Origin of the sequence: Arcicella gelida (assembly GCF_034931025.1) — a bacterium.
Taxonomy (GTDB): domain Bacteria; phylum Bacteroidota; class Bacteroidia; order Cytophagales; family Spirosomataceae; genus Arcicella; species Arcicella gelida.
Genome location: NZ_JAYGIL010000028.1, coordinates 1 through 22,978 on the forward strand (window position 1 = coordinate 1; position 22,978 = coordinate 22,978).

At 34.1% G+C, this 22,978-nt stretch carries 19 protein-coding genes and 1 rRNA gene; 14 read left to right on the forward strand and 6 right to left on the reverse strand.

Translation table 11 applies throughout. The features are described 5' to 3' along the window. Together rrf and VB776_RS18670 are read left to right on the forward strand one after the other, a co-directional pair. Window positions 1-105, forward strand: a 5S ribosomal RNA gene (gene rrf, locus VB776_RS18665); the annotation flags it as partial. A gap of 121 nt (window positions 106-226) precedes the next feature. Continuing rightward, on the forward strand, window positions 227-1,006 hold the full coding sequence (locus VB776_RS18670; protein WP_323698390.1) for a hypothetical protein: 780 nt from the start codon (window positions 227-229) through the stop codon (window positions 1,004-1,006). 50 nt (window positions 1,007-1,056) lie between these two features. On the opposite strand, the gene VB776_RS18675 is transcribed toward VB776_RS18670, so the two are convergent. Further along, complete coding sequence (locus VB776_RS18675; protein WP_323698391.1) at window positions 1,057-4,836, reverse strand: DEAD/DEAH box helicase; 3,780 nt, start codon at window positions 4,834-4,836, stop codon at window positions 1,057-1,059. A gap of 145 nt (window positions 4,837-4,981) precedes the next feature. Between VB776_RS18675 and VB776_RS18680 the strand changes: the two genes are divergently transcribed. From VB776_RS18680 to VB776_RS18725, 10 genes are all read left to right on the forward strand, one after another. Continuing rightward, entirely contained in the window at window positions 4,982-7,141 is a 2,160-nt protein-coding gene (locus VB776_RS18680) for a ComEC/Rec2 family competence protein (protein ID WP_323698392.1), read from the forward strand. Between the two features lie 108 nt (window positions 7,142-7,249). Then, window positions 7,250-9,814 (forward strand): zinc-dependent metalloprotease, encoded by a 2,565-nt coding sequence (locus VB776_RS18685; RefSeq protein ID WP_323698393.1) that lies wholly within the window; start codon window positions 7,250-7,252, stop codon window positions 9,812-9,814. Window positions 9,815-9,947: 133 nt separating this feature from the next. Beyond that, entirely contained in the window at window positions 9,948-10,856 is a 909-nt protein-coding gene (locus tag VB776_RS18690) for a DUF72 domain-containing protein (RefSeq protein WP_323698394.1), read from the forward strand. Window positions 10,857-11,289: 433 nt separating this feature from the next. Further along, a complete protein-coding gene (hisH, locus tag VB776_RS18695; protein ID WP_323698395.1) occupies window positions 11,290-11,874 on the forward strand; it encodes an imidazole glycerol phosphate synthase subunit HisH in 585 nt (194 codons plus the stop codon). Window positions 11,875-11,982: 108 nt separating this feature from the next. Then, window positions 11,983-12,366 carry a four helix bundle protein gene (locus VB776_RS18700; RefSeq protein ID WP_323698396.1) on the forward strand — a complete coding sequence of 128 codons (384 nt, stop codon included), beginning with the start codon at window positions 11,983-11,985 and terminating at the stop codon, window positions 12,364-12,366. A gap of 69 nt (window positions 12,367-12,435) precedes the next feature. Next, the gene (hisA, locus tag VB776_RS18705; protein ID WP_323698397.1) at window positions 12,436-13,158 is read left to right on the forward strand and encodes a 1-(5-phosphoribosyl)-5-[(5-phosphoribosylamino)methylideneamino]imidazole-4-carboxamide isomerase; all 723 of its coding nucleotides are present in this window, start codon (window positions 12,436-12,438) and stop codon (window positions 13,156-13,158) included. Between the two features lie 184 nt (window positions 13,159-13,342). Beyond that, window positions 13,343-14,113, forward strand: a complete 771-nt coding sequence (hisF, locus tag VB776_RS18710) for an imidazole glycerol phosphate synthase subunit HisF (RefSeq protein ID WP_323698398.1) — start codon at window positions 13,343-13,345, stop codon at window positions 14,111-14,113. Window positions 14,114-14,140: 27 nt separating this feature from the next. Beyond that, a complete protein-coding gene (hisIE, locus tag VB776_RS18715; RefSeq protein WP_323698399.1) occupies window positions 14,141-14,740 on the forward strand; it encodes a bifunctional phosphoribosyl-AMP cyclohydrolase/phosphoribosyl-ATP diphosphatase HisIE in 600 nt (199 codons plus the stop codon). A 31-nt stretch (window positions 14,741-14,771) separates the two neighbouring features. Then, the gene (locus VB776_RS18720; RefSeq protein WP_323698400.1) at window positions 14,772-15,116 is read left to right on the forward strand and encodes a phage holin family protein; all 345 of its coding nucleotides are present in this window, start codon (window positions 14,772-14,774) and stop codon (window positions 15,114-15,116) included. A gap of 275 nt (window positions 15,117-15,391) precedes the next feature. Beyond that, window positions 15,392-15,886, forward strand: coding sequence for an energy transducer TonB (locus tag VB776_RS18725; RefSeq protein WP_323698401.1), 495 nt, complete (start codon window positions 15,392-15,394; stop codon window positions 15,884-15,886). A 1-nt stretch (window position 15,887) separates the two neighbouring features. Here the strand turns inward: VB776_RS18725 and VB776_RS18730 are convergent, their stop codons facing one another. The 5 genes from VB776_RS18730 to VB776_RS18750 form a co-directional block, all read right to left on the reverse strand. After that, complete coding sequence (locus tag VB776_RS18730) at window positions 15,888-16,274, reverse strand: hypothetical protein (protein ID WP_323698402.1); 387 nt, start codon at window positions 16,272-16,274, stop codon at window positions 15,888-15,890. 78 nt (window positions 16,275-16,352) lie between these two features. Further along, entirely contained in the window at window positions 16,353-17,498 is a 1,146-nt protein-coding gene (locus VB776_RS18735) for a methionine aminotransferase (protein WP_323698403.1), read from the reverse strand. A gap of 102 nt (window positions 17,499-17,600) precedes the next feature. After that, window positions 17,601-18,734 carry an N-acetylglucosamine-6-phosphate deacetylase gene (nagA, locus tag VB776_RS18740; RefSeq protein WP_323698404.1) on the reverse strand — a complete coding sequence of 378 codons (1,134 nt, stop codon included), beginning with the start codon at window positions 18,732-18,734 and terminating at the stop codon, window positions 17,601-17,603. Window positions 18,735-18,759: 25 nt separating this feature from the next. Next, entirely contained in the window at window positions 18,760-19,614 is an 855-nt protein-coding gene (locus VB776_RS18745; protein ID WP_323698405.1) for a DUF4440 domain-containing protein, read from the reverse strand. 3 nt (window positions 19,615-19,617) lie between these two features. Then, entirely contained in the window at window positions 19,618-21,276 is a 1,659-nt protein-coding gene (locus tag VB776_RS18750) for an amidase (RefSeq protein WP_323698406.1), read from the reverse strand. Between the two features lie 351 nt (window positions 21,277-21,627). On the opposite strand from VB776_RS18750, the gene VB776_RS18755 reads away from it, so the two are divergent. Beyond that, window positions 21,628-22,065 (forward strand): hypothetical protein, encoded by a 438-nt coding sequence (locus VB776_RS18755; protein WP_323260667.1) that lies wholly within the window; start codon window positions 21,628-21,630, stop codon window positions 22,063-22,065. A 391-nt stretch (window positions 22,066-22,456) separates the two neighbouring features. Next, a complete protein-coding gene (locus VB776_RS18760; RefSeq protein ID WP_323260665.1) occupies window positions 22,457-22,966 on the forward strand; it encodes a D-glycero-alpha-D-manno-heptose-1,7-bisphosphate 7-phosphatase in 510 nt (169 codons plus the stop codon). Window positions 22,967-22,978 lie beyond the last annotated feature (12 nt).

Sequence of the window (22,978 nt, forward strand, 5' to 3'; positions counted from 1 at the left end):
TTGATAGGACTGGTGTTCACCTCTTCCCATCTCGAACAGAGAAGTTAAGCCCAGTTCCGTTGATGATACTGCAATCACATGCGGGAAAGTAAATAAACCCCAAAAATATTAATGAAAAACCCTTAATAATTAATTATTAAGGGTTTTTTGCTTTTATACTAAATCCTAAGTTAAGTATTGACTTTTTAAATGAGAGTACGTATATTTAAAGTAAAAAATCTCTACAATGAAAAGAAAACTACACTTTATTATGATATACTTCAGTTATATCATTTTTCCCCTTACAAGTTTTTCTCAAAGACAATTTAGCTATATTGATGGCTACTCTATCAATGCTTCTTTAGGAATGGCTACTACTACTGGAGAATTAGGACATTTAGGAACCTTCAATCCTGTCATATCTATTGCTGTTGAGAAAGGAATTTCTCAAAAAATCAATTTAACGCTTGAAAGTAACTTTGGAAAATTATCTGGTCATGAAAATGAGCCATATTTTTCACGATTTGAGAGTGAATTTTTTCAAGTAAACTTCTTAACCTCTCTTAATCTTAGCAGACTTTTTGAAGAAAGCAGAAGAAATTCGATTTTTAGACCTTACTTAGGTATGGGAATGATTTGGTTTCACACAGATGTTTTTGATTTAAAAACTGGAGCTTTCTTGCGAACCACAGCTGACGGAACAACGAGACACACATCTCTTTTTCAACAAGCTGGTATTGGAGTAGGTAATAAAGGAATTTATTATACCAGAGAATTAGTAGTTCCCTTTGGGTTTATGACTGAACTTTGGCTTAATAAACGACTTTCAACAATTTTTGACCTACGTTATTCTTGGGTTTATAATGATAAATTAGATGCTACAACGGCTTATAATCTGACAACTCCACATAAAATTGGAGGAGTAAATTCTTACAGTGATACAGCAAACGATGGTTGGATTAATCTTTCGGTAGGATTGAAATATAAGTTTGTTTCGCTCAGAATTATGAAACAGAGAGGTATTTGATAGAATACATTCCTAAGTTCCAGTAATGACTTAGGAATGTATTGATGAGTTTATGAGAATAAATCTATAATATCGTCTTGTGAGAGTTTCTTTAAGAAACCGTCTTCAGTACTGATTATATCTTTCGCAATGTCTCGTTTTTTATCTTGAAGCAATAAAATTTTCTCCTCAATCGTGTCTTTACAAATCATTCGATAAGCAAAAACACTCTTTTTCTGTCCAATTCTGTGCGTTCTGTCAATTGCTTGTTGTTCTACTGCTGGGTTCCACCAAGGATCAACTAGATAGACATAATCTGCTTCGGTGAGGTTAATACCAACTCCACCTGCTTTTAAACTCATCAAGAATACTCTACAAGTTTCATCATCTTGAAAATGATTTACTCTATCAGCTCTATCAGTTGTTTTACCGTCTAAGTATTCGTATTTGATATGGTGTTTTTCGAGATGCTGTTTGATTAAATCCAACATTTTTAAGAATTGACTGAAAATCAAAATTTTATGATTACCTGCATTTTCTTCAATTTCACGAATGATTTCTTCAAGTTTAGCAGAGTTTGTATCGTACTCTGTATCGTCGTTTAGGAGCGCTGGGCTATCACAAATCTGACGAAGTTTTAATAAACCTTCCAGAATCAAGAAAGCTGCTTTTTCTCTTCCATCTGTGGACATTTTATCAACCAATTTCTGGCGATAAATTTCACGGAAAGTATCATATACTTTTCGCTGCTTTTTGTCCATTTCACAGTAAATAATGCTTTCTGTTTTCTCTGGTAAATCTTTTGCTACTTCTTCTTTGGTTCTTTTTAGCATGAAAGGATATACAATTTTTCGTAATTGTGCAGCCTTTTCTTTGTCTTGATTTTTATCAATAGGGTTTGAAAACTCTGCTTTGAAAAATTCTCCGCTTCCTAATAAACCTGGATTGATAAATTCCATTTGAGAATATAAATCAAAAGTATTGTTTTCAACAGGTGTTCCAGTCATCACTAAACGATTGCGTGACTGAAGTAATTTAACGGCTTTAGAAATCAAAGAATCAGGGTTTTTGATAGCCTGAGATTCATCAAGAATAATATAATTGAAATTGAAGGCACGGAAAAGTTCTATGTCTGAACGAACCATTCCGTAAGTCGTTAAAATAATGTCGTACTCATGCCAATGTTCGTTGATTTTTTGGCGAGTACCGCCACGATGAACGAACAGTTTTAAATCTGGACAGAATTTTGATGCTTCAGCCTGCCAGTTGAAAATCAAAGTTGTAGGTAAAACAACGAGATTTACTCCATCTGGCTTACGATTTTGCTGTTCTTGTAGGAAAGTAAGCATTTGAAGCGTTTTCCCAAGCCCCATGTCATCCGCAAGAATTCCACCCCACGAAAATTCATCTAAGAAATTCAACCATTTAAAACCTTCCACTTGATAATCACGCAATTGTGCATTCATATTTTGTGGTAATGCAATTTCTGCCATTTCTTTGAAATTCAGCAGTTTTTGTTTTTTCTCGAAAAGCTCTTGCTCGAATTCAAAACTATCAATGTCTTTACTCAATTCGTCAATCAACGAAAAATGCATTTTTGAAAGCTGTAATTGGTCGCCTTTTACTTTTCCAAGTTTTAGTACATTTTCGTAGCGTTTTAGCCATTCCTCAGGTAACATTCCAAGCGAACCATCTTTTAACTCGACATAGTTTTGTTTTTTTAAAACGGCTTTTTGAATTTCTTTGATGCCAATAAATTGGTCGCCGAATTGTACTTCAATTTTCATATCAAACCAGTCGATTCCTGAACCGGCTTTGATATTAAATTCTGCTTTATGCGGATTATATCTGAATTTCTTTAAATCTTTAAAGCCCAAAATCGTAATATCATGGGCTTTCATGGCTTCAAAAAACTTGTAAAGCCAGCCGTCTTTCAATACATTATTGAACGACAAGTAAAAAAATGGATATTGACTTTGGTTTTCGAAAGAAGGATGTTGTTCTTTTATAGTTTGATAAAAGTTTTTCTCGGCTTCTGTATTACGATGTTGAATGGTAATTTTCTCATTTTCAAAATTGATTTTATTCGTTTTTTGATCGTGCGAAAATTCCATTTCGTTTTCATATTCATAGACAGGTACGAAAAGTAAATTTCCATCGTCTTCTTTTAAGTAAATTTTTATTTGCTGAAAGTTACTGTGCTGATGTTCAATTTCATGATTGATTTGTAAATCAACCGTAAATTTTTCGGCTAATGGTAAAACAAAATCTTGAAAGAAACCTGCAAAATTGCTTTTTCGTACTTTGATTACTCCATTTTTAGGAAGATAGCTTAATAAATTGGCTACTTCTGGATTGGCTAATTTGTATAAAACATTGCCGATACTTCTAACCCAATAACTGTTTGGATTAGCTAAAGAAGCCAGTTTTGTTTTTTTCTGATTGATGGTTGTGAAGCCTTCTAATACGATAAAATCGTCTTCTTCTGATAAAGTAAATGAAGGAAAAATTCTTTCCTTACCAATCGAAATTTCTTCAACATCAATTTGGCTACTCACAAACGAAGTCTTGCTTGTGTGTACTTGTTTGTCAGATAAGAGATTAAAAATTCTGTCTAATTTCTTATTGATGTACTCTTCTACAATGGGTAAATCGTTGGCAGAAACTTCGTCACGATTCAAATAATCATAAAAATATGGCAGACGTAATTCTTTTTTCTTGCCAAAAGCTTTTAAACCATCATCTTTAATGCTATTGATTAAACCAATTACTTGGCTGTCAGCATCGGTTAAAACAGGAAAACTATCGAAATCGCTATCTTTCAACGAACGGATGTAAGCCATTTTACCATTTGCTCCCGCTTTGTATGAATAAGTATCAATCGCTACGTCGTTTACAAATTCTGTTCCTTTGAAACGAAGTACGTAGAGAATTTGACGAAGTTCACGTTCTACATCATCGTTATTGATTAAAAATGAATTTTCGGGCGTTCTGAAAATTCTATTATTGATATTTCTCCAGTTTTGAAACTGACTTAATTTCTGGATACTTTGGTCGAGGCGGAGTAATTGAACCGAGCCATCCGACTTTAGTTTGAAATCAAATTTATCTTGTAAATCGTCCTCTAAAGAAAAACCATATTCTGCTAATAACTTATTTTTTTCAACAGTATAATCACGCATTCTATCGAATGGATTGTTGGGTCCATAAGTATCACGAATGGCAATTAATGCTCCGATTTTATGAATGCAAAGTTGATTCTCGATGTCCTGAGCGCAAGAACATGAAGTAGCTACTTCGCTATTGAAACGGAGTTTTTCGAATTTTAAATGGAAAGTCTCTTTTTTGTATTCTACATCCACAACGGCAGCTCCATCAATTGCAGAAATAATTTGTACGTTCTGAACACTTGCACGATTTTTCCAATCATCTAAACTTGAATGGCTTTTCAAAGACCAATCGTCGAAAGTACTTATTCTGATTATATGATATGAAGTTGGATATGTTTTCTTTAAAGGAAGTGATTGAATGACGCTTGGTTTGCGAGTAAGTAAATCTTGTTCTAAAAAGAGTAAAGCTGCAACACGATGTTTACAAATTCCACCCCAATCGTAGCTACATGAACAACTAGAACTTACAATGGCAGTATTCCAATTTTTAATAAGTACTGAATAAAATTTAGAACTAGAATCGCTTTTTACTTTAATAGTTGCTTCGCCTTTGTCGGTATAAGATATTTTTTCGAATGTAGTTCCACCTTTTTGGTAAATGATTTTTCCACGAGAAACGCTCTGTGGTAAAGCATTTGATTTGAGGTATTTTCTTAGTTTTTCTGCAAGGATTATTGACATTTTTCTGAATGCTTTGTTTGAAATCGGCTAATCCGCAAAGATACAGATAATTGAACTGGAAAACTTAATTAAAAGAGAAAAGCTCTATAATTATGTTTTCAAAAATATTTCTTAATTTAGAATTCTATACCTTAAATGGCTCAATATGAACTACTTCTCTCCGTTTCCATTTGTTCGTTTTACAATTGCTCTGATTTTGGGCATTGTGATTTACAATTTTTTTACTCCTTCCCATCTTCAAACGATTTTAGTTGTTTGGTTGCTAAGTATTGGCATTTATATCACTTTATATATTTTCAGGCAACGATTTAAAAACCATTTACTTATAGGTTTTACTGGTTTTACGGTTTTGTTACTAACGGGTTTACTAAGAACTTTTTTGGTAGCAGAAAGTAATTTTCCACAGCATTATACACAGTATGTTTCAAGGCTTAGTCACTTTGAAGTAATTGTGGATAACTTAGTCGAAGAGAAAGAAAATTCATGGAAATGTATCGCTGAGATTCGTTCGGTCATTGTCAATAATCAAATATTACCAAGTTCTGGGAAAATACTTCTCTATTTTAATAATCATACTGTGGAAAAACCAAATTATGGAGATGTCTATTTAATTAAAGGAAATCCACAAGCTATTTCATCTCCCAAAAATCCCGAAGAGTTTGATTATCGACAATACATGGCTTGGCAAAGTATCGGTTTTCAGCAGTTTTGTCCTGCTTCAAGAATTGAAAAAGTAGCAAATGAAAAATCAAATTTTATAAAGTCCGTAGCATTAAGAACAAATACTGTTGCAGATTCTATTTTCACGACTTTTGTAGAAGGCAAGCAAGAATATGGCGTAGCAAATGCCATGATTTTGGGTCAAAGAGATGACATTGATAGCGAATTGATGCAGGCGTATTCTGCTGCTGGTGCAATTCATGTATTGTCGGTTTCAGGCTTACATGTCGGAGTAATTTGTGCTGTATTGGTATTTTTACTTAGTTTTTTGAAAAAAAGGGGCAAATATGGAGTGTTTGTAATGTTACTCGTTATTTTAACTTCGCTTTGGTTTTATGCTTTTATCACAGGATTGTCTTCGCCAGTACTTCGTTCTACTTTTATGTTTTCGGTGATTTTGATTGCTAAAACTTTTCAACGAAAGGACAATTCTTATAATACTGTTGCTTTTTCTGCTTTTTGTTTATTGTTGATAAATCCTTACTTTTTATTCAATGTTGGTTTTCAATTATCTTATCTTGCTGTTTTTGGAATGATTTACTTTCAGCCAAAACTAAATCCGTTGGTCGTGATTGATAAAAGTAAAAGTTGGTTTCATTGGCTTGCCGACCGTACTTGGAAAGTAACCACAGTAGCGATTGCTGCACAAATTGCCACTTTCCCGATTACCATTTATTATTTTCATCAATTCCCTAATTACTTTTTATTCGCCAATCCGCTGGTAATTTTACTTTCTTCGGTTGTATTAATGTACGGTTTGGGTTTTGTGATAATGGCTAAAATATTGTTGTATTTTAAACTTGAGACAATTCTCTATTTGTTAGGTCAAGGTCTGAAGTTTTCTATTTTCGCACTCAATAAAACAGTACTTTGGTTTGAAGCTTTGCCTTTTGCTATTACTAAGTTTTTGTGGATTTCAAATGGAGAAATGTATTTACTGTATGCACTAATTTTTACTTTGATGGCACTCTGGAAAACCCAACAATATCATTGGGTGAAAACAAGTAGTGTAATGGTATGTATTTTGATTGTCTTGACGATTAACAAAAAAGTTAGGCAAATCAATCAAGATTTTTTACTGATTCATTCAATCCCAAAACATAGTGCATTTTCTGTAGTTAAAGGTAAACGAGCAGTGTTGTTGGCAAATGATTCTTTTTTGAAAAGCAGAAAAGATATTGGTTTTCGGATGAATAATTTTTGGGCGAAAGCTGGGGTAATGGATACTTTGAAAAGAGATTTGAATCAAAATCAAGTATTAAAACCATTCGGAGTAATTTCACAAAGTAAAGATTCAATCACTGTCCTTTCTTGGAAAAATAAGACTTTTCTTTGGCTTGGAAAAAATCTAAAAAGAAAAGATTTTGATGCTCAAAATCAGTTTTTTGATTATTTAATTTTAGGCAATAAATCTGTAAATGATTTAACACAAATTATAGGGAAAGTTCAATTCAAATATTTAATCATTGATGGTTCATATTCGGATTGGTATGCTGATAAACTGAGTAATCAGGCAGAAACTTTGGGCTTGAATTGTATTAATTTGCGTAAACAAGGAGCTTATCAAATCAACGATTTTGACTAATTAATGTTTTTAATAGGTAAAAGATTACCATTCATCAAAAACTTTTCTGGAATAAAGCTTAATAGCTTAACTTAGACCGTTTATTTTTTTAACAATTTTAAAATCATCATGCTAAAAACTCAGACTAAAATTGCTCTTTTGGCTCTGTCGTGTTTTACAGTTTCTGTAAATGCACAAGATAAAAAAGGAGATACAAAAGCACCCGCAGCGGCAACAACTGCACCAGCGCCTAAACCAGCCGAAGCTCCAAAGCCTGGACCAAAACCTTATAAAGAAGTAATTACCGATAAAGCAAAAACTTCAAAAGGTCTATTTACAGTACATAAAATTGACGAAAAATTTTTCTTTGAAATTCCTGATTCAATCATGGGCAAAGAAATCATGAGTATTACTCGTTTCGCAAAAGTAGCTACCATTCCGGGTACTTATGGTGGCGAAATGTTGAACCGTCAGGTAATTCGTTTTGAAAAAGCACCTGAAAATAAAGTATTCCTTCGTGCAGTACAGTATATCAATGTTTCACCTGATTCTGCTGCACCAATTTACAAAGCAGTTAAGAATTCAAATGTTGAGCCAATCGCTCAGGCTTTTGATTTAAAGGCTATCAAAAAAGATTCTATCAGTAAAACAAATTCATCAGTTATTGAAGTAACGGAATTTTTTAAAGGCGATAATCAGATTTTCTCATTGCCTCCTTATACAAAAACGACGTATAAACTTACTGCAATTGCTCCTGATCGTTCTTATATTCAGTCGATAAAATCGTATCCAATCAATACGGAAATCAGAACGGTTAAAACTTTCAATGCAATTCCGCCAATGCCAAGCTTTGGTGCGCCAAGCCCAATACCTTCGGTTAATATTCCTGGAGCAGCAGCAGCTGGTGCAGTGACGATTGAACTTAATACTTCAATGATTTTATTGCCAAGTACGCCGATGAAAAAACGTTATTTCGATAACAGAATCGGATACTTTGCAAGTGGTTATACAGTATTTGAAGAAGGTGGACAACGCACAGAAGACCAAACTTTTGCTGTTCGTTGGAGATTAGAACCTAAAAATGCAGAAGATGCTGCTAAGCAAAAAAGAGGAGAATTGATTGAACCGAAAAAACCAATTGTATATTATATCGACCCAGCTACTCCAGAAAAATGGCGTAAATATTTGAAATTAGGTGTTGATGATTGGCAAAAAGCTTTTGAAGCGGCTGGTTGGAAAAATGCTATTCGTGGAGAAATTTTAACAGAAAAAGATACAACTATCAGTTTAGAAGATGCTCGTTATTCTGCCATTCGTTATTTCGCTTCAGATATTGAAAATGCTTATGGGCCAAACGTAAATGACCCACGTTCTGGCGAAATCTTGGAAAGTCACATCGGTTGGTATCATAACGTAATGAAGCTATTGAAAAAATGGTACATGACGCAAGGTGCTGCAGTTGACCCTCGTGCTAGAAAAAATAAGTTTGATGATGAGTTAATGGGCGATTTGATTCGTTTTGTATCGTCTCACGAAGTTGGTCATACTATCGGTTTACGTCACAATTATGGTTCAAGTAGTACTGTTCCAGTAGAAAAACTTCGTGACCCGAAATGGATTGCTGAACATGGTCATACGCCTTCAATCATGGATTATGCTCGTTTCAATTATGTAGCTCAACCAGAAGATGGCGTGAAAGATTTGTATCCACGCATTGGTGAATATGATATTTGGGCAATTAAATGGGCGTACCAAACATTAGATGGTGCTACGCCAGAAGATGACCAAAAAACGTTGAGCAAACAGTATATTCAGGAATTTGCTAAAAACCCAAGAATTTGGTTCGGTACTGAAACAAATCCTTATGACCCACGAACACAAAGTGAATGTTTGGGTGACGACAATATGCTGGCAAGTGATTATGGTATCAAAAACTTGAAAAGAATTGTACCAAACTTAACGGAATGGACAAAAGAAGAAGCACAAGATTTTGATATGTTGACGGAGTCTTATAACGAAATTGTTACACAATATCGTCGTTATATTGGTCATGTTTCAAAAAATATTGGTGGTGTTTATGAAACACCAAAAACTGCTGACCAACAAGGTGCAGTTTATGAACCAACTCCTAAGAGTATTCAGAAAAGTGCTGTTTTATGGTTGAATCGTCAGGTTTTTGATACACCGTCTTGGTTATTAGATGAAAAAATTATCACTAAAATTCGTCCAGATTATGGTGTAGATGCAATCAGCCGTATTCAAGAAGCTACCTTGAATAATTTATTTACTTCAGACCGTTTACAACGTTTGGTTGAAATGAATGCTAAAAATCCAGCTTCATATAGTTTGGATGAATTATTTACAGATGTTCGTTCTTCAATTTGGTCGGAAGCTCGTACTCGTAAAGTAACAGATGCTACTCGTAGAAATTTACAGAAAGTATATGTAGAAAGAATGCTTGCTATTTTAAATGGCCCAGCTGTTGGTGGTCAAGGTGGATTTAGTTTCAGAGGAACAGTAGTTCCTGCTGCGGTTGACCCACGTAAAACAGATATTACTTCGGTAACTCGTGGACATTTATTGGCTTTGAAAAGTGAGCTTAAAGCTGCTTTACCTTTAACAACTGATAAAATGACTAAATATCATTTTGAAGATGTATTATTCAGAATCGAAAAAGGTCTTGATCCAAAGTAACATGAGTTTGGAATTGTGAATTTTGAGTGAGGAGTTTTGATTTTCCTTAACTTTTGAACTTTACAAAAACAAAAAATCCTGTCGGTAACGGCAGGATTTTTTTATTACCTTTAAAAGATTAAAATCAAGAAAAATGGATTTCGGAAAACTTCCTATAAATGAGTTAAGCAAAGTAAATTTTACTTTACAAGCTGATAATGTTTTTAACACGAAAGTATTATCGGGTATTCCTGTGAAAAAACCAAAAGTAAAAGTCGGCTGTCCAGAATGGGCAAATAAAGATTGGAATGGAAAAATTTATCCGCATAAAGTAAATAAAGGCGATTATTTAAGGTTGTATTCAAAGCAATTTGAAACGATAGAATTGAATATTACTCATTATAAAATTCCAAATCAAGATGAAGTGAAAGCGTGGAAAGAAGATTCGGCAGAAGGTTTTACTTTCAATCCAAAATTTCCACAAGTAATTACTCATGATAATTTATTGCAAAAATCTGATGCTGTCACCAAAGTATTTTGTGAAAGAATTTTTGAATTAGAAGAAAAATTGGGCGTTCCATTTTTACAATTAGCGCCATACTTTATGCCGAAGCATTTTCATATTTTGGAAAAGTACTTGAAAACGTTGCCTACAAATTTGAAAATTGCTATAGAATTTCGTCATGAAGATTGGTTTAAAAATGAAAAAATCTGGCAACAAGCATTATCACTTTTACAAAGTTACGGTCACGGAACGGTGATTACAGATGTTTCAGGTAGAAGAGATGTAGCACATCAAAGTTTGAGTAATAGCGTTGCCATGATTCGTTGGACTGGCAACGAACATCCGTCAGATTATCCAAGAATTGATGAATGGATTCAGAAGTTAAAAGACTGGTTTGAAAAAGGTGTAGAAGAAGTTTATGTTTTTGTGCATGTCAACGATAAAGATTGCGTGCCAGAATTGGCTTATTATTGGATTCAGCAGTTTAATTTACATTTTGACTTGAACCTAAAAGAACCCAAATTTTTACCAAAAGTAGAGCAAATGAGTTTGTTTTAGTGGAAAGCTGTCTGCTTTCGGACATCAGATTTCGGTTTTAAAAATGAATAGAAAATGATTTAAACATCATCTGAAAGCCGACATCCGACATCTGAAAGCTCATAGCCAGCGAAATAATTCTCGTTTTCTCACTAAATACCAAATCTTTAGAAAGTAAATTTCAAAATAATAACTATTTTTGCATCATGATTTTCAAAGGCACACATCATAACCATCATTTCGTTTCCTAAACAGGAAAGGCTGATGAGTATTGTGCCAATAGCAACGACACAAGTATTCGATATAAATAGAAGCCTGATTCCTGAAAAGAGTCAGGCTTTTTTAATGCTTAATCTGGGGTTTTAGCATTTTGATTATTGAATAATGTACAAAATGTAACAATTAACAGATAACCAATAACGGATAACCTGTACGAAAGTAATAATTCTAAAAAATGAAAACAGTAATAATCAAATACAACGCTGGAAATGTACAGTCGGTAATGTATGCTTTGGATAGAATTGGCGTAAACTACCTTTGGACAGACGATGAGGCTGAAATCCGTTCGGCTGATAAAGTGATTTTCCCGGGCGTTGGCGAGGCAAGTACTGCTATGGCATACTTGCGTGAAAAAGGTTTGGATAAAGTAATTCCTTCGTTGAAACAACCTGTTTTGGGTACTTGTGTTGGAATGCAACTGATGTGCAAGCATTCGGAAGAAAATGATACTACTTGCATGGGGATTTTTGATATTAACGTAAAACGTTTTGATTCAAGTAATTTCAAAGTGCCACATGTAGGTTGGAATAATATTTATCACCTAAAAAGTAAGTTGACGGAAGGTTTAAAAGAAAATGCCTTTATGTATTTTGTGCATAGTTATTATGCTGAAATCAGTGCATATACCGTTGCCGAATGTGATTATGTACAACCATTTTCAGCGATGCTTCACAAAGAAAATTTCTACGCCGCCCAATTCCACACCGAAATCAGTGGAAAAGAAGGACAGTTGATTATTGAGAATTTTTTGAGACTTTAGACGTAAGATACAAGAAGCAAGACGCAAGAGATAAGATGTAAGAATATACAGTTCTATGTATAAATAGATTGAAGAGTATAGATTTTATAACATTAAAACTTTTAAAGTATGCTTTTACACAACTTTAAAGAATTGAAAGTATGGAAGGTGTCTATTGATTTTGTAACTAAAATTTACGAAAAGTCTGCCAGCTTTCCTCAATATGAAATGTATGGTCTTACATCTCAGTTACGTAGAGCCGCTTTGTCTATTCCTTCAAATATGGCCGAAGGCTCTGGAAGAGGAGATAAAGAGTTTATTCGGTTTTTATCAATTAGTATTGCTTCAGCTTTTGAGGTAGAAACTCAGTTGATTGTAGCTAAAAACTTAAAATTTACTTCTGAGAGTGATTTAGAAATACTGTTAATACAAATACAAGAAATACAAAAAATGATACATGGTTTGAGTAGAAGTTTACAAGCAAAAATTAAAAAAGAAAAAAATGAAGAGTAAATCTCCTAATATTTTATCTAAAAATCTTGTCTCTTGCTTCTTTCATCTTGTATCTAATATTCAAAAACAATGATTCAAATTATTCCAGCCATAGACTTAATTGACGGAAAATGTGTTCGTCTTACGCAGGGCGATTATGCTCAGAAAAAAATCTACAACGAAAACCCTTTAGAAGTAGCCAAGTCTTTTGAAGATGCAGGTATTCAGCGTTTGCATTTGGTTGATTTAGACGGTGCAAAACAAAAGCGTATCGTCAATCACAAAGTATTAGAATTATTGGCGACAAAAACTAATCTTCATATTGATTTTGGAGGAGGAGTACAATCAGACGAAATGATTGAAATTGCCTTTAATTCAGGAGCAAAACAAGTAACTGGCGGAAGCGTAGCGGTAAAAAATCCTGATTTATTTGAAGGATGGCTACAAAACTATGGCGGAGAAAAAATTATTCTCGGAGCAGATGCACGTGATGAAAAAATTGCCATTTCGGGTTGGGAAGAAGCTACGACTACTTCGGTCTATGATTTTGTAGGAAATTATATCGAAAAGGGAGCGAAATATGCCATTTCAACAGACGTAGCTAAAGATGGATTATTAGAAGGCCCAAGTTTTCAATTATATAAAAATCTCCAAGACCAATTTCCAAATTTACAAATTATTGCCAGCGGAGGAGTATCGGTGATGGATGATATTTTGAAATTAGACGAAATGAATATCTTCGGGGTAATCGTCGGCAAAGCGATTTATGAAGGTAGGATTACTTTAAAACAGATTACAGATTTACATAAATAGATGTTGGGATTTCGGATGTTGGATTTCAAATGTCGGATTTTGATATTTTAAAAAATCTCCCAAAAGTCTTGTCTCTTGTGTCTTAAAGTCCTAAAGTCTCAAAATCCTAAAGTCAAAAAAGTCTTGATTCTTGCGTCTTTAATCTAAAAGTCATAGAGTCTTCAAGTCCTAAAGTCAAAAAAATATGCTTACAAAAAGAATAATTCCTTGTCTTGATATAAAAGACGGTCGCACAGTGAAAGGCACAAATTTCGTGAACCTTCGTGATGCTGGAGATCCAGTAGAATTAGGTGCAATTTACGCTGAACAAGGGGCAGACGAATTGGTGTTTTTGGATATTACTGCAACAGTTGATAATCGTAAAACATTAATTGATTTGGTCAGAAATGTTGCTAGAAATGTAAATATTCCTTTTACAGTAGGCGGAGGAATTTCTTCTATTGAAGATGTTTCAGCTTTGCTGAATGCAGGCGCTGACAAAGTATCTATCAATTCTTCGGCTGTAAGAAGACCAGAATTGATTAATGAATTAGCCTTGCAGTTTGGTTCGCAATGTATCATCGTAGCGATTGATACTCGCTTTATTGTTACTGAAAATGGAATTTCAGAACACATCGTCCACACACATGGAGGTAGAAAACCAACAGCTTTGCGTACATTGGCTTGGGCAAAAGAAGTAGAAGAGCGTGGAGCAGGAGAAATTTTGCTGACCTCAATGGATACCGACGGCACGAAAGCAGGCTTTGCGAATGAATTAACAGCGGCAATTTCGGGAAATTCTTCTATTCCAATCATTGCTTCGGGCGGAGCGGGAACGATGGAACATTTCAACGAAGTATTCACCGTAGGAAAAGCGGATGCAGGTTTAGCAGCAAGTATTTTCCATTTCAAGGAAATAGATATTATTGAATTAAAAGAGTATTTAAGAGAGAAGGGAATCTCTGTCAGACTATAATTTTTGCAAAAAATTAAAATCAAAAATATGCAAGTAGATTTTGAAAAACAGGGAGGATTAATCCCTGCTGTCATCCAAGATGCTAAGACAGATAAAGTATTAATGCTTGGTTATATGAACCATGAGGCTTTGGAAAAAACAGAGCGTGAAGGAGTCGTAACTTTTTTCAGCCGTTCTAAACAACGTCTCTGGACAAAAGGAGAAACGTCTGATAATTTCTTGCATGTTGTAGAAATTTTGAAAGATTGTGATGAAGATACTTTATTGATAAAAGTAAATCCGGCAGGACCAACTTGCCATACAGGTGCAGATACTTGTTGGGGTGAAAAAAATGAACCGGGACAAGCGGGATGGTTGAATCACCTTAAAGCAGTGATTCGTGATCGCAAAAATAATCCTTCAGAGAAGTCCTATACGGCTAGTTTATTTGAAAAAGGAACAAATAAAATTGCACAGAAAGTAGGAGAGGAAGCAGTAGAATTAGTGATTGAGGCGATGGATTCGAACGATGAGCTGTTTAAAGGTGAAGCAGCAGACTTATTATTTCATTATTTAGTCCTATTAGAACAAAGAGGACTTGATTTTGATGAAATTATTGATGTACTTCGCTCAAGACATTCACGCTAATAAAAATAATTTTAAATAGAACATTTGCGAAATGACAAACTTCATTATCAAATATTTAATCATCGCCATTGTGGTTATGTTTGGGTCAAAGTATATTAATGGTATTAGTATCGACGGCTTTCAAACGTCTATTTTGGTGGTATTAGCGATGGGTTTTGCCAATACATTTTTGAAACCTATATTAAAACTTGTTAGCTTCCCAATTACAGTGCTTTCTTTGGGTTTATTTCTTTTGGTTATCAATGTAATTGTAGTATATATAGTAGATTACTTTATTGATGGTTTTCATGTTAATGGCTTTGTTCCTCCATTAATTTTTAGTTTCGCATTATCAATTACTTCAACTATTTTGGGTTGGTTTTTTGATAAAGATTAAGCGTTTAATAAGTATTTTTCACTAGACTTTTCTGTTGGTAAGTACTTGTTTTTCAATTATGTATAAATTTTTAATAAAAATTCATACATAATTGAAAAACTAAAAAAAACGATTACATTTGTACTCATAATTTACCACAAGGTAATTTTTTTAAGTATGCTGTTTTGTAGATAAGTTCAAAATAGCACTCCATTTTGGTCGTTTGTTCATCGTTTCTCTAAGTAATTGATAGGTGTTACCCTGTTTTGAATTTATAAAGTCCTAAGTAATAAATAATGAAAAATTTTACACTATTTAGCGTCGTCCTTCTATTGGGGATGAGTGCTAAAGCACAAAAGAGTACCATTCCAACCAATTCCTTTTCTGAAAAAGATAAAAATCTCATTGCAAGTGTTTTGGAAATACAAAGTCCTGTCAGTAAAAAAGATAAGGAGAAAAATTACTGTTTCAAGGACATGACGATAGATTTGGATTCAACTTATTACGAAGTAGAATCGCCTGCCATGTTTTCGGAAGGGATGGATGGATTGAATAAGTTTGTCTTTCAAAACTTGGTTCGTCCTAACGAATCAAAAGGGGAAACTGTTTTGGTGAGATTCAAAGTAGAACGCTTTGGTGAAATCTCTAAAATACATGTAATAGATAATGGCGTTTCGCCCAAACTAAGTGCTGAGGCAATCAATCTTGTTAAGAAAATGAAAACTTGGATTCCTGCCAAGATACAAGGAATCCCTGTTGCTTCTTTTTATGTTTTACCGATAAAATTCTAATTTACTCTTCTGGCATTCCTCTTTGGAAGTTTACTTCAGTTGCCATTCCCATGGCACTGAATCTTATTGCCATCATTTGTGCGTTAGATTTCTTTTTAACGTCTTCACAATGATTTCCAGGCTCTAAAAAGTAAATATAATATTCTTGACTACGGTCGGCTAATTGCTGAATATCTGGCTTGCCTAAATAATCATCCAAATCGTTAGAACTTACTCCTTTGATTTCCTCTTTCAAAGATTTTAGTTTATCAACCATTTTCAATCTTTCACCTTTACAGCCACCGAAATCATTTTTAAATTTTTCTAAATCTAAACCATCTAATTTTGGTTGTTTTGTGCAAGAAGCACAAGTAATCAATAAGAGTAATATATAAATTGTATGTTTCATGTTTTTGGAATAAATCAAATTTTAATTAGTAAAGGGTTTGTCCATTAATCCAATATCCGGAATCAGACATCTGAAACCCTAAAGTTTGGATAGTCTTTCCCCAGCTTTTTCCAAGGTTTCATCATCTTTCGCAAAACAAAATCTTAGAATTTTAAAGTCATTTTTTTGATGATAAAATACCGAAACTGGAATACTTGCTACACCAATTTCTTTCGTTAATCGAATGGCTAAATCATAATCATTTTCGTCAGTAATTCTTTCATAATTTACACATTGAAAAAAACTTCCTTTTGCAGGTGTAAAGGTAAAGCGAGAATCTTGAATGCAAGTCAAGAATTTATCACGTTTCTCTTGATAGAACTGCGGAATTGAAAGATAGTTTTCAGGTTCTTGCAAGAAATCTGCTAAAGCATACTGAATCGGAGTGACCGTAGAGAACGTAAGCCATTGATGTACTTTTCTGAATTCTTCAGTTAGTTGTTTTGGAGCGAGACAATAACCAACTTTCCAACCCGTAACATGAAATGTTTTTCCGAAAGAACCACAAATAAAACTACGTTCTTTTAAAACAGGATTGCGAAGGAGCGACCAATGTGATAATCCATCAAAAATAATATGTTCATACACTTCATCACCAACCAGGAAAATATTGGTGTCTTTGACAATATCAGCCAAACAATTCAAATCTTCTTCCGAAAGTACCGTTCCTGTTGGGTTATGTGGCGTATTGAGTATAATCAGTTTGGTTTTGTCAGTAATTTTTGATTTTACAATTTCCCAATCAATTTTATACTCATTTGCTGGCGTTAAAGTTACGTAAACAGGAATTCCTCCATTTAAAGTAATTGCTGGCGTGTAAGAGTCATAACAAGGCTCTAACAGAATAACTTCATCGCCTTGGTGAACTATTGCCGTAATCGCTGCATAAAGTGCTTCCGTAGCGCCAGAAACAACGGTTACTTCGCTTTCTGGATGATAATTTACTTGATATAAATCACTTACTTTCTGAGCAATGATTTCTCGAAGTGACTGAATACCCGCCATTGGAGCATATTGATTCATCCCTTTCTTGAGGTAATGATTAACCAACTCAGTCAGTTTAGGAGAGCAATCAAAATTTGGAAAGCCTTGTGATAAATTCAGTGCTTCGTGTTCAGAAGCTAATTTTGACATTACCGTGAAAATAGTAGTTCCTGTATTGGGTTGTTTAGAAATCAAATTCATTTTTAAATGCTTTCGGTATTCGGCTTTCAGATGACAGATGTTGTTTTATTTCTTTTTTGATATGTTGGAGACAAATTCACTAAATCACACTCACAATTATTCCTAAAACCATTCCAAACAGCCATTTTCAATTAAACCTTTTATATTAAGAGAATCGTCGAAAATAAATAAATTTGCCTGATAATCTTTTTGAATTTTACCCAAAGAATGTTCCAGTCCAAGTACTTCGGCAGGATAAGTTGAAGCCATTCTTAACGCTTCAGGTAAAGGAATATCTACTTTTTCAACACAGTTTTTTACTGCTTGAAGCATCGTTAAAGCAGAACCAGAAAGCGTACCTTTTGTATCTGTATAATGCGTGCCAGCATGAATAAATTTATAATCTCCTGAAACATCGTTGGTTACAGCATCAGTAATGATAAAGAGCCTTTTACCCATGATTTTTTTAGAGATTTTTACACTGGTAAAATCCACATGAATACCATCAGGAATAATACTTGCCCAAGCTTCTGAATCATAAGTAGCACCAACTAAACCTGGTTCACGCCCTTGAAATGCCGACATTGCATTGAACAAATGCGTTACTCTTTTAATGCCTTTATCAAAAGCATATTTAGCTTGCTGATAAGTAGCAGAGCTGTGTCCAGCAGCAATTTTTATATCACTCTGTAAAAGTAAATCAAGTTGTTCGTCGGTAAATTCTTCTGGAGCGATGGTCATGTAGGTTGGTAAACCTTTACATGCTTCAATGATGGTTGTTAATTCTTCAATACTTGGTTTACGAATAAACTCGGCAACGTGTGCACCTCTTTTGGGAAAACTAAAGAAAGGACCTTCAATGTGCAATCCTGCCAAACCTTGTCCGCCGTTTTTAAGATAGCTTTTAGCTACTTCAATCGCCTCTAAAATTTTCTCTAAAGGCGTAGAAGAAAGCGTAATCTGAAAATGCGTTGTTCCTGCACGGCGAATTTCCAAATAAGTATTATAGATTGTTTCTTCTGTTGTTTTTGAATTGTACAAACTGCCACCACCGCCATAAATTTGAGCATCAATTAAAGATGGAGCAATGTTATAGCCTTCTAAATCGATGATTTGAATATCAGGAAAAAGATTATCTAAATCTTCAATCTCATCATCATTCAAAATTTTAGCAATTTTAGTGCCTTTAATGACTAAGATTTTATCCGTAAGAATCTCTTCTGAGGTAAATATTTGGCAGTTTTTTAAAGCGTACATGATGGATAAATTAGAATATGCTGAATTAAATACTAACGATTTCAAGGGTAATTTTCCAGACACCTTTTGCTTCTTGTCGCCACATTCTTAAATAATTGCCAGTTTTTCCATTGCCAGAGATTGTGCCATAAACACAAGCTAAATCTCCAGAAGAAGAAGCAATTACTTTTAAACCTGTGTAAATCAGTTTTTTATCATACGATTTTTTCAAAAACTGATTGGCTGCTTCTTTTCCAAGAATGGGCAATTGTCCATTTCTGAAAATTCTTACATTTTGTGATAAATGAGCTTCAAAAGGATTGGGAGAATTCTTCGCATTTTTCCAATAAAAATGGTCGTTCATAAAAACAAAACGTTCGGCGAAGGTAGCGTTATTTTTTAATTCAGTTGGCTTAAAAACTGGATAATTCTTGGTTACTGAGGCATTTTTGTTGGTATTTTCAGCATGATTCACGCCAATATCAACCGCCACTTTCCAATTGCCATCATCTTGTTTTTTCCAAAGCGAAACAAAACTACCAAATACCAAGGCTTTCGCTTGTGTTTTTGAATCGTAAACTTGCCAGTTGCCAGTGGTATAACCAAAATCGCCAGAACCTGCTATTTCTGCAAAATAAGGTTGCCAATTTAAACTTTGATTAAACGTTATTTTCTGCCAATGTTCAATACCATTTACAGGCATTCCTTTGTCAAAAACAACAGCATCTGTTCCTAAAAATGCCAAAAAAGCGTTTTTTGTGCCTTTGTCAATTGACATTTGAGCAAAGTTTTTTTCGCTTTCTACCATTTTTTGCAAAGCTTCTTCCTGCTTTACTTCTTGGGAAAAAGTAGCTAAGGGAAAACCCAAAGCTACCGATAATAGCAATTGTTTGAAGTACATATTTTATAATTTAGGATGCTTCAAATGGAAATCTGTGGCATCTTGATAAATTTTAGCTACTTGTAATAATTTGCCTTCGCCAAATAATTTTCCCATAAAAGTAATACTTGTTGGGCGACCTTCCGCACGAAATCCGTTTGGTAAAACTACGCAAGGATGTCCCGTTAAGTTGGTCATTGTTAAATTTCTGCTGGCAAAGGCAGGTGATAAGTAAACGTCGATTCCTTTCAGCCTATTGTTAAATTCCTGAATCAATAAAGTTCGGTGGCGATTCGCCTGTAAATACTCTACTGCTGGAATAAACCTTGCTGCTCTGAAAGCGTTTGGCCAAGCATTTTTTATTTGACGCACCATTAAATCATCTTTTCCTGAACGAGTCAATTCATCAAATGCTGCGGCAGCTTCTACACTGAGCAAAAAACTAATATCGTTTGAAGGTAAATTAGGCAATTCTAAAGGAATTAACTCAGCACCTAATTTTTTCATCGTAACTAAAGTGAGTGAATCTTGTGTTTTGTTAGGATATTTTCCTTCAAAATCTTTTTTCAAATATGCGATTTTGATGCCTTTTAAGTCTTTTTTGTTACCATCAAACTGAAAAGGAGCGTCAATCACACTTAGGTCTTGTCCGTCTTTTCCTAAAATAGCATTAAAAACAATAGCACAGTCTTCAACGATTCTACAAATCGGTCCTAATTTATCCATACTCCAACTCAAAGCCATCGCACCAGTTCTTGGAACTCTGCCAAAAGTAGGACGTAAACCTGTATCACCACATTCAGAAGAAGGCGAAACGATTGAACCCAATGTTTCGGAACCAATGGCAAAAGGTAATAATCCTGCCGCCACTGATGAAGCCGAACCTGCCGAAGAACCTGAAGAGCCACGTTTTAAATTCCAAGGATTTTTGGTTGTTCCGCCAAACCAAACATCTCCCCAAGCTAATTCTCCCAAAGTAAGTTTTGCACATAAAACAGCACCAGCTTTTTCTAAACGCTGAATTACGACGGCATCATAATCTAATACTTGGTCTTTGTATGGTACAGAACCCCAAGTGGTTTTGTAGCCTTTTTTTGCTAATAAATCTTTTGCTCCGTAAGGAATTCCATGTAATAGACCTTTGTATTTGCCAGCAGCTATTTCTGCATCTGCTTTTGTGGCTTGTTGTAAGGCTAAATCTTCCGTGAGTGTAACGACACAAGCCAATTGTGTATCGTACTTTTTTAGTCGTTCTAAAAAGAATTTTGTTAGCTCAAGTGAAGTAATTTTCTTGCTTTGGATGAGTGCCGCAAGTTGTCTAACAGAGTAAAAAGCTAAATCATTTTTATCTTTTGGAAGTGCAATCGTTGAAATACTTGAAGCTTTAAAAGAAGAAGTACCTTTTTCAAATTCGAAACCTGTAGGTAATGGATTGAACACTAAAGCTGGTGCAATTTCGTTTTTGAGTTCTACTTTTCTGATTTCTTCAAAGTTTTTACGAGTATCATTGAGTTCAATTAACATGGAATCGGCTTCTGGTTGAGTAAATTCTAAGCCAATAATTTTTTCCGCTTTTTTTACGATGTCAATCGTAATGCTTTCATTTTCTAGTCTTTTAGAGATAAATGCTCCGAAAGCCATACTTGCCAAACAGAGAGATGTGATGAGTAATTGTTTTTTCATGATTTTTTGTGGATGAAGTGATTTTTTTAGATATGAATTATGAGATTGTCATTTATAATTTATATCTCATACACCGTTTTGATGTTTTATAAAATTACTGCATAATGAAAACTTCGTTTCTTATGAATTAGGCATTACTATCTCATAATTCATATACATACACCGTTTTGATGTTCTTATAAAATTGCGACATAATGAATACTTAAGTTTATTATAGGCATTACAATCTCATAATTTATACATCATAATTCATATCTATACACCGTTTTGATGTTTTTATAAATTTACATGATAAACGAAACCTTTGTTTATTATCTTTGAGAAAAATTGACAAATCAAAACCCAAAATTTATGTACGAAATTTTTCAATTAATTCATAAGACACTTTTCTTTGTCGTGATGATTCTAGGGCTTATCGTGATTGTCCGTGCGGCAATGGGTTTAAGTTCAAAAAGTGATTTCACTGAAACTGACCGTAAGTTTGGTCTTTTCTTCCTAATCTCTAATCACACACAATTATTGATTGGCTTGGTTTTATACTTGTTCTTAAGTCCATTCGGAATGAAAGCTTTTACAGATTTCGGTTCTGAAGTAATGAAAATTGCCGAGTACCGTAAAATTGCAGTAGAACATATCCTAACAAACATTATTGCTATTGCTTTGATTACCGTAGGTTATTCAAAGAACAAACGTGCTACCGACGCAATTGTTCGTCATAAAAATGCTTTGATTTTCTTTGGTTTAGGTTTGGTTTTATTATTGAGCCGTATTCCTTGGGATAAATTGTAGTTTGGCGTTCTGCTGTCGGCTTTCGGTCTTCAGATTTCGGATTTATTTTTTGTTACAAAGCTATTTTTAGATTCAGATTTATTTTAATTAAAGTATGAATCCGATTGCTGACAGCCGAAGTCTGAAATCCAATATCTAAAATCCGATTTCCGAAATCTTATGACCGACAACCAAAATCCCAAATCTAAAGATTTTTAGCGAAAAACGCAGACTTGTCAGAAAGTCTGCGTTTTTTTGTGAAAAATCTGAATACTATTACCGTTAGATAAAAAAACAGAATAAATTGTACAAAAAAATAACAAAATAGTTATATTGTACTGTGATTTTAACTTTGAACCAAATTATTTTGTTTTTCAAAGTCGTTTTTATCTATTGACTAAATTTATAAGTGATGAAGAAATGTATTTTTTTAGACCGTGACGGCGTATTGAACATTGATAGAGTTGATTATGTGTACCGACTTGAGGATTTGATTATTCCAGAGGGAGCTATTGAGGCGTTGAAAAGATTTAAGGCTGCGGGATATTTACTAATTGTAATTACAAACCAGTCGGGAATTGCCAAAGGAATTTATACTCGTGAAGATGTTTGGAAATGCCATAACTATTTTCAAGAACAATGTGGAAATTTATTAGATGATATTTACTTTAGTCCGCACCACGAAAAATTTAATTCAGCATCATTGACTCGCAAACCAGATTCTTTGATGATTGAAAAGGCTATCGCCAAATATAAAATAGATCGTGATGCTTCGTGGATGATTGGCGATGCACACCGTGATATTAAAGCAGGAAAAAAAGCTGGAGTAAAAACCATTCATTTAACCGAAAAACCAGAAGAATCACTTTCAGAATTAACAACCAGTAATTTGCTAAAAGCAAGTGAACTGGTTTTACAATAAACAAAAAGAGAT